Annotated in this window: 6 protein-coding genes; all 6 read left to right on the top strand. The window is 45.8% G+C overall.

Going from position 1 to position 8,633, the window contains the following annotated elements; translation table 11 throughout:
- The first annotated feature begins 80 nt into the window (after positions 1-80).
- Genes NPX99_RS05990 through NPX99_RS05965 form a run of 6 tightly spaced genes read left to right on the top strand, consistent with a single transcriptional unit; the run spans position 81 to position 8,622 of the window.
- Positions 81-734 (top strand): transglycosylase SLT domain-containing protein, encoded by a 654-nt coding sequence (locus NPX99_RS05990; protein ID WP_269030973.1) that lies wholly within the window; start codon positions 81-83, stop codon positions 732-734.
- Positions 735-745: 11 nt separating this feature from the next.
- Positions 746-1,753, top strand: a complete 1,008-nt coding sequence (locus NPX99_RS05985) for a phage tail protein (protein ID WP_269030972.1) — start codon at positions 746-748, stop codon at positions 1,751-1,753.
- A 7-nt stretch (positions 1,754-1,760) separates the two neighbouring features.
- Positions 1,761-2,771 (top strand): phage tail protein, encoded by a 1,011-nt coding sequence (locus tag NPX99_RS05980; RefSeq protein ID WP_269030971.1) that lies wholly within the window; start codon positions 1,761-1,763, stop codon positions 2,769-2,771.
- A gap of 7 nt (positions 2,772-2,778) precedes the next feature.
- Complete coding sequence (locus tag NPX99_RS05975; protein ID WP_269030970.1) at positions 2,779-3,900, top strand: phage tail protein; 1,122 nt, start codon at positions 2,779-2,781, stop codon at positions 3,898-3,900.
- Positions 3,901-3,907: 7 nt separating this feature from the next.
- Complete coding sequence (locus tag NPX99_RS05970; protein ID WP_269030969.1) at positions 3,908-4,129, top strand: hypothetical protein; 222 nt, start codon at positions 3,908-3,910, stop codon at positions 4,127-4,129.
- Positions 4,130-4,146: 17 nt separating this feature from the next.
- Positions 4,147-8,622 (top strand): alanine-zipper protein, encoded by a 4,476-nt coding sequence (locus tag NPX99_RS05965; RefSeq protein WP_269030968.1) that lies wholly within the window; start codon positions 4,147-4,149, stop codon positions 8,620-8,622.
- Positions 8,623-8,633: the final 11 nt, after the last annotated feature.

Raw genomic sequence — 8,633 nt, 5'->3', positions numbered from 1 at the left:
ATTTTTAGTGAAAAGGAGTGGCATTTTATTTCTTCGATGTTTGCGGGACAAGCGGGTAGATTTGTAAGGAGTAATATCCTATGACCCGTTATAGTCCTTCTATTGATCAGGCGATACGTCAAACGGCATCACGTTATGGCTTGCCTGAAAGCTATTTGTATCGTGTTGCACAGATTGAAAGTGGTGGTAATCCAAATGCAAGGAATCCGCGTTCTTCTGCTGGAGGGTTGTATCAGTTCATAGACAGTACAGCCAAGCAATATGGTTTGCACGATAGGTTTGACCCCGTACAGGCAGCGGATGCAATGGGCAGATTTACACGGGATAACCGCAATCACTTAAGCCGTGTTTTGGGAAGAGCGCCTAGTGAAGCAGAATTATATTTAGCGCATCAACAGGGAGCAGGGGGAGCAGCGCGTCTTCTCCAAAATCCCCAAGCCCATGCAGCGCAAATTGTTGGCAGCAATGCCGTTGGTTTGAATGGTGGCAATGCTGGTATGCGTGCTGGTGACTTTGTCAATCATGTCTTGCAAATGTATGGAGGGCAGCAGCCTTATCGTGCAAGCCCTGCTGTTGGAGGTAGTGTGGGGAACAGGGATAACGTGCTTGCCTTTTTAAGAGCCTTGCTTTCTTCACAACAGCAAGAAGCTTTGGAAGAAGAGGAGAGTGAAGAAGACAATCCTCTTCTGTCAGACTTTATGAGAGCGTTTTACGGACCCTTTTATAGGGTATAGGATTCACGAACATGTCGACGATTTATGATTGGTCGCTTAGAGCGTCAGAGAACACAGGCGCTGATGATCTGATTGATTGGTCAGAGGGGCAATCGCCCAATACGGTGAATAACAGTGCACGTGTGATGATGCAGAGGGTAAGGGAGTATTTATCGGATACGGGGGGCGCTGTTGTAGGGATTGTTACGGTTGATGAAGAGCAACAACGCACAGAGATTAAGATTGAAAGCACGTCTCAGTTTACAAAGTATCAGGCAGGTCTTTTTATCCAGTTTCAAGCGACAGGCAAGAATGTAGGGGTCACGACAGTTTCCTTGAATGGGTTAGAAGGGAAATCTGTTTATAAGGCAACAGAAAGAGGAGCACAGCTTTTATCAGGGGGGGAGATTCAGAACAGTTGTGTGTATAGTTTGCTTTATAGCAAGGATGGTTGGCATCTTTTGAATCCTACACCGGTGCTTTTATCTCAAGATTTTGACAGCAGTCTTTATCCTTCAGGTTTTATAGGCAGTTTTGCGATGCGCAGTGTTCCTGATGGTTGGTTGTTATGCGATGGGAAAGCCTATTCACGAAGTGCTTATCGACCATTGTTTGAGGCGATAGGGACGGTTTGGGGAGCAGGGGATGATGTGACAACATTTAATGTACCGGATTTTCGGGGGATATTTTTGCGTGGTTTGGATGGTGGGCGCAATGTTGACCCTGAACGTCGCTTTGCAAGTATTCAGACAGATTTAATGCAGTCACATCAACATGAGGGACAGAGTCTTTCTCTTGCCCATTTTTCAGGCAACGAAAACTATTGGGATGGCAATACAACAGATATATTGGGGCATAGGTTACGTTTATTTCAGGGCGGTGTCATATCGCTTTTTACGGGCATAGAGAGTGAGAATATTCAAGGATACATTGTCGAGCCCTATTCCCTTAATGATAGGCGTGATGTTGTTTTGCAAAGGACAGGAGAGGGGGAAACCCGTCCGATAAATGTGTCGATTGTCTTTGCGATAAAAACATGAGGTTGAGATGTCAACGATATATGATTGGTCTTTAACAGCATCAGAGAATGCCTACAGTGATGATGCAATCAATTGGTTTGAAGGACAGTTACCAAGCAGCGTGAACAACAGTGCGCGTGTGATGATGCAAAGGATAAAAGAGTATCTTACGGATACATGTGGTGTACTTGAAAGTGTCTTTACGAATGATGAAGCGCAGCAAAGAACAACCATTAGTCTTGAGAGCAAGTCACAGCTTAAAGAGTATAGGAATGATCTGGTTTTGCGTTTTAAAGCGCGGGGCAAGAATATTGGAGCGACAACCATTGCGCTTAATGGATTAGAGGGAAAAGTTGTTTATAAAACAACAGAAAGAGGAGCAGAGTTTTTATCAGGGGGAGAGCTCCAACAGGGTTGTATTTATAGCGTTGTTTATAATCACGGTTTTTGGCAAGTTTTAAATCCTACCCCCATCCCTTCTCCTATTCCAGTTATTTCTGCTTATCCTTCAGGAACGATAGGAGCTTTTGCCATGCAGCTTTTGCCTCCAGACTGGTTGCTTTGTGATGGGAAGGCGTATTCGCGCAGTGATTATAGTGCTCTGTATGAAGCAATAGGGACCAGATGGGGTGGAAGTGATAGCTATACGAAGTTTCATGTTCCAGATTTGCGTGGAATGTTTTTACGAGGTTTGGATGATGACCGTCAGATTGACCCATGGCGTAGTTTTGCAAAATTGCAAAATGATAGCCTCAAGGTGCATGACCATGGTGGTGAGAGCTTTTCCATTTTGAATAGTGAAGGAGATCAAGAAAGTTGGCATGGGGATATCACTATTTTATGGGGGTATGAACTTAATGATCAACAAAGATTGAAACTTGCAGAACGTTTGGGTGTAAAAGTAGAGGACATACGTGTTCACCATAAGTTTGCTTTCCCCCATTCCCATCTTCATATGCAAGATGTTGTTTTTGAACGTTCAGGAGAGCATGAGACCCGCCCAATGAATGTATCAGTTGTTTTTGCGATAAAAACGTGAGGTTGAGATGTCGACGATGTATGACTGGTCCTTAACAGCATCAGAAAACGGTGGTGCTGATAGTCTCATCAATTGGTCAGAAGGGCAATCGCCCAATACAGTGAATAACAGTGCACGTGTGATGATGCAGAGGGTAAAGGAGTATTTATCGGATACGGGGGGTGTTCTTGAAAGTACGTTTGCAATTAATCAAGAACAGCAAAGTACAGCTATTCGTCTCCAAAGTAACACAGGATTTTCAAATTATAAGACAGGAATGCTTTTGCGTTTTCGCTCGAAGTGCACGACTATTGGAGTGACAACGGTTTCCTTGAATGGGTTAGCAAGCCAACCGGTTTACAAAGCGACAGCAACGGGTCTTGTACAGCTTACCGGTTCCGAAATTCAAGAAGGCTGCTTTTACACGCTTGTGTATGATGAAGAAATAACGGGTTGGCAACTTCTCAATCCAACGATACAACAGGTTTCCTCTTTAAAGCGTTTACCTTGTGGTCTTATTGGTCCGTTTGCCATGCAAAGCTTACCTTCTGGTTGGCTGCTCTGTGATGGGCGCGCTTATTCGCGTGAGGCTTACAGAGATCTGTTTTTGACGATAGGCACGAGCTGGGGAGCAGGGGATGGTGTAAGCACCTTTAACGTTCCAGATTTTCGGGGGATGTTTTTGCGCGGGATGGATTATGGTCGTCATGTTGACCCATGGCGTAGTTTTGCGAGTTTCCAAGGCTTTTCTTTGAAATCCCATGATCATTTTATTGGTCCATCAGTTTCAGAGCGTTTTTCCACACGCAAGAAACGCGATGTGTCTGTTGAGGCTTCTTTACCAAGGAGGAAGAGATCGGTTGATGAGGCGTGTGTTGGTTTAAGCGGTGATGGCTATGAAAGATGTCAAGAAGCCTTTGATGAATTGACTGAACGCACTAAGCCTTTTTGGTTTACCGAAGAAGATAAACCGGCACGCTTGCCTTGGTTTATCAGGAGCCCTTTTGCGAATTTTCTCTATTATTCCACTCCTATCACACAGGGTTTAGAGGGTAGCGTTCATCATGAACACCATCTTTTAGCGGAAAGGTTTGGCGGGGAAGAAACACGCCCGATTAATGTATCGGTTGTGTTTGGCATTAAGACATGAGGTTACAATGTTATCAAAACCGTTTGCGATTTCAGGCATAAGCGACCCGTCTCAAGTACGGGTCGTTTTGTATGAAGGACAGCATTTTGTGCATGCGCCGCTTAATGGGCTTTTGGATTTGTTGCGTTCGTCTTTGCGTTCAGAGTTTGATGGTTCCATTCAAGCATTAGAAGAGCGGATAAAAGTTTTAAGCAGCGAGCTAGAAGAGCTGAAAGAGTGTTCATTTTAAATTGATGGAGCAAGAATATGGGGATACCGTACCATACGCATGATTATCAAATACCGGCAGCAACGAAAGAAGAGATCATAGAGGGGACCTCTATGGATACGGTTGTTGTTCCAAAGTTGTTAGGGACGGCATCTCTTTATGCCTATGAAGCGTTTGCGACAGCGGAGCAGGTGGTACAGGTTCGGCAAGAATCGGAAAAAGCTACGGCACACGCCAATGGTGCTTATCAAAAGGCGGAAGAAGCGAAGGGATTAGCGGAAAGAGCGCTTACAGAGAGTACGAAAACTGGTGCAACAGTGACGACAGCGCTTACAGCAGCCAATGTTGCAAAGGATGGTGTTACAGCCGCTACGACAGCAGCAAATTCTGCGAAGCAGATAGCGGATGAAGCGAAAAGGGTTGCGGATGCAGCGAAGGAATTGGTTGATGCGTCTGCGGTAACGGCAGGACAAGCCGCCCAAAGAGCCAATGCGGTTGTGACAACGGCTAACGAGGCAAAGACAACAGCAGAGCAGGCTTTGGCAACAGCACGTGATGCAAAAAGCAGTGCAGAGACAGCAGTTAACAACTCTCAGAGTGCGAATGATACGGCATCGCGAGCAGAGACAGAAGCAACAGCAGCGAAGACAACAGCAGAAGAAGCAAAGCAGTTGTCAGGAGAAGCGAAGAGCCAATCGGAGAATGCAGAGAGCTTAGCACAACAAGCCAAGAATGTTTCAGACGAAGCCAAGCAAGGAGCAGAAACAGCCAAGGTCAAGGCGGAATCGGCAGAAAACCTTGCCAATGAAAGCAAGCAGACGGCAACGGATGCGAAGGGGACAGCGGATGATGCAAAATCAACGGCAGAAGCAACTAAAAGTTTAGTAGATAAAGCCGTCTCTGATGTACAAGATGTGAAGAATTCTGTTGCAATAGCAGTAGAAAGTTCCAATGCAGCCAAGGCAACAGCAGTTGAGGCAAAGGATGTAGCAGAGCAGGGTAAAGGAGCTTCAGAAACGGCGCTCTCTACGGCTAATGCAGCAAAGGTTACATCTGAAGATGCCAAACAAGAGGCAGAAAAAGCAGCGGCGAAAGCGGATCAGGCACAACAGGTTGCGGATGAAGCGAGGCGCGTAGCCAATGAAGTAAAAGCAGCAACAGAGCAGGCGGTGAGTGTTGAGAGACAAGCGGTACACGCTCTTGATGAGTCTGTTAAGGGATTGGTTGAAGATGCCAAACAGAAGGCGGAAACAGCACAAACGTTAGCGCAAGAAGCCAAGAGTAAATCGGAAGAAGCACAACAGGTATCCAGCGATGCGAAGTCCTTAGCCGATGAGACAAAAGGGATTGCGGAAGCAAGCAAGAAAGCGTCAGAACATCTCAAGGAAATTGTTGAATCTGTTAAGAGTGCATCCGAAGCAGCGACAGCGAGCAGTACGGAAGCCCTCACCACAGCGAAGGATGCCAAAAGCACAGCAGAGACAGCCTCTAGTGTAGCAGGTGAGGCAAAAGAAACAGCGTCGAGTGCGCTCTCTGTAGCCAATGACCTTAAGCAATCGGTTGATCATGTAAAGAATACAGCGGAAGCAGCAAAAAGGACAGCAGAAGGAGCAGAACAGAAGGCGTTAACGGTAGAAACACTAGCCTCAGAAGCGAAGACAAAATCTGTCGAAGCCAAACAATCTGTAGAAGAAGTGAAGAGCACGGCGGATTTGGCAAAGAATATAGCGGATGAAGCGAAACAGACAGCTGATGGCGCGAAGGAAAGCGCCAATCGAGCAGAGCAGATGGCAAGAGAAGCGAAGCAATCGGGGGATGCAGCGCTCAGTGCAGCAAATGATGCGAAGAATGCGTCAACGGCAGCTTCAAGCTTGATTGATGATGTCAAGCAAACAGCGGATGATGCTAAAGGTAGAGCAGAAACAGCAACATCTACAGCCAATGCAGCAAAGGTTGTCTCTGAGGAAGCCAAAAGCGCGGCAGCAGCGGCAACAGCAAAAGCAGAGCAGGTACAACAAGATGTAAGTGAGGCGAGGAAGGTAGCCAATGAAGCGAAAGCGGCAGCAGAACAAGCTGTACAAGCGGATAGACAGGCGATAGCTTCTCAAGACGCATCGGTAAAGCAATTAGCCCAAGAAGCCAAGAGCACAGCAGAAGAGGCGAAAGAGATAGCTGATGGTGCAAAGACGACAGCGGATGATACGAAGGTTTTAGCAGAGCAAGCTAAGAGTGCATCACAAGCAGCAACAGAAGCAGCCCAAGAAGCCAAGAACACAGCTATAGCCGTGCGTTCTACAGCTGAAGAAGCAGCAAAGAAGGCGGATGATGCATCTGATAAGGCTTCAGGAGCAGTGAATACAGCCAATGCAAGCAAAACCACAGCAGAAGAAGCCAAGGCATTAGCAGAAGAAGTTAAGAGTAAGGCAGAAAAAGCAGAAACTTTAACCTCTCAAGCTGAAGCAAAGGTTGGAGAAGCTAAGCAATTAGCTGATAGTGCGAAGACTTTAGCAGAAAATGCTCAACAAACAGCATCAGGAGCAACAAAGAAAGCAGAAGAGGCGCAAGCATCTGCTAAGGAATCGAAAGATGTAGCTTCTTCTGCGAAGAGAGATGCGGAACAAGCCTTAGTAAAGGCACAAGGTGCACAGAATACAGCTTATCCAGCCATGAATAAAGCGAGTGAAGCCAAGAGCACAGCGGAAGAGGCGAAGAAGGTTGCAGAGGATGTACAAAAGAAGGTACAATCGTTAGCAACGGTAGTGGATGAAAGCCAAAAAACAGCAAAAGAAGCAAAACAAACAGCTGGTAATGCAAGACATGATGCCGAGCAAGCGCGGAGTAAGGCAGAAAAGGCGGGAAACACAGCTTCTGAAGCTTTGAGTAAAGCTTATGACGCGAAGGAAGCAGCAAATAGCGCTAAGGTTACAGCAAGCTTGGCGGAAATGGCATGTGAAGAAGCCAAGAAAATAGCGAATAAAGCTGATGACCGAGCGTATCAAGCCAGGAATGAAATAGAAAAAGCCACGGAAATAGCCAATAGTGCGAAATATACAGCAGGAGAGGCACAGAAGGCAGCAGAAGCAGCAGGTAAAAAAGCCGCGTCTTTGCAAAGGGAAGCGGAAGAAGCACAAAAAATATCGAAAGAAGCCAAGCAGACAGCCGGTTATGCAAAACATGATGCCGAGCAAGCGCGGTCTATGGCACAATCAGCTAAGAATGAAGCGTCTGGAGCAACGAGTAGAGTTATAGATATCAATCAAGTGGTTGAGAATTTTAGAGCGCCTGTAAGTTTAGCACGGACGTACTCAGAAGAAGCCAAGAAGAAAGCCGAGGCAGCGAATTCACAAGCCTATCAAGCCAAGAGCGAAGCCGAAAAAGCCAAGGAAACAGCCGATAGAGCGAAAAGGACAGCAGAAGAAGCAAAAAGTGTTGCGGAGCAAGTCAAAAAAACAGCAGATACAACGAAGCAAGAGCTTAGTGGTATTAAGAGCTCTCTAGCAACAGCGACAACAGCTCATACAGTAGCCTCACAAGCAAAAGTGCTAGCAGAAGTGACAAACAATTTACTGAAACAGTCCAATTTAACGGTTCTTTCAATTTCCAAACCGTTTCTTGTTGCGACGGGAAAAACTGAATTAACGTTGAGAAAAGGAACGCATATTTCTTTGGCACTCGCCAATGATATTTTGGTTGTAAGTTATACGACAGATAAAAGAATAAGCGTTCCTTCTTTTTCGCCGGGCAAGGATTATTATGTTTATTTAGTATCGGATGGAAGACAGTCTCATAAATTTGTTTTATCAGAAAACTCTACGTATCCAAGAGGTTACACAGCGACGAATTCGCGAAAGATAGGCGGTTTTCATACGCTATGTGCGGATGTTGGTACGATTTCAGGGCATCCCTTATCTGGTTATCGTGCAGGGTATATTCTACCCAACTCTGTTTGGTGTCTCAATCACCGTCCCCATAGTTCTCCAGAAGGAATGGTTTATGACCCCTCTCAAGATATTTGGGTAGATATTTATCTTCAGTCAGGGACGGGTAGCAATACACGATCTGCTTATGGTGTTCCTATCACGACGAACCGTCTACAGACAGATCATATGTCTGATATGTTGCGTGTTAAGAAAGCATTGCTAGATGATACAGAATTTACCTCTGCGATGTATGGAAGCAACGAAGGTGGTCCTATTCAAGGCAAAAAAGCACCTTCTCCGAAACATTCCGGAGGTTATAAGGATACGACGAATAGACGGATGATTTCGCATATCGGTTGTGAAGATGGTTGCGGTTATGTTTGGCAATATTTGAGGGATGTTTGTTTTATGCAAACAGTATCCGGAGAAGCACCGAATCGACAGTTTAAACAAGATATGTATGTCTTGCTAGCTGGTGGAGAGTGGTCAGATACTACGAGTATGACTCCACATCTGCGTGCAACCATTATACGGAATTCTGTTTATGCAGCATCTGGCGCTCGTGGCTGTAGCCGTCCGCTTCATTTTGTTTAGAGAGGATGTAA

Source organism: Bartonella sp. 220B (genome assembly GCF_026930205.1).
In the GTDB taxonomy this organism is placed as follows: Bacteria; Pseudomonadota; Alphaproteobacteria; order Rhizobiales; family Rhizobiaceae; genus Bartonella.
Note: the sequence above shows the minus strand (reverse complement) of the source record. Positions and strands in the feature narration are given on the sequence as shown.

Excerpts from the sequence above, each read along its gene's own strand:
- NPX99_RS05980 (WP_269030971.1), top strand. The coding sequence starts at position 1,761 with ATGTCAACGATATATGATTGGTCTTTAACAGCATCAGAGAATGCCTAC.
- NPX99_RS05970 (WP_269030969.1), top strand. The coding sequence starts at position 3,908 with ATGTTATCAAAACCGTTTGCGATTTCAGGCATAAGCGACCCGTCTCAA.
- NPX99_RS05990 (WP_269030973.1), top strand. The coding sequence starts at position 81 with ATGACCCGTTATAGTCCTTCTATTGATCAGGCGATACGTCAAACGGCA.
- NPX99_RS05975 (WP_269030970.1), top strand. The coding sequence starts at position 2,779 with ATGTCGACGATGTATGACTGGTCCTTAACAGCATCAGAAAACGGTGGT.
- NPX99_RS05965 (WP_269030968.1), top strand. The coding sequence starts at position 4,147 with ATGGGGATACCGTACCATACGCATGATTATCAAATACCGGCAGCAACG.
- NPX99_RS05985 (WP_269030972.1), top strand. The coding sequence starts at position 746 with ATGTCGACGATTTATGATTGGTCGCTTAGAGCGTCAGAGAACACAGGC.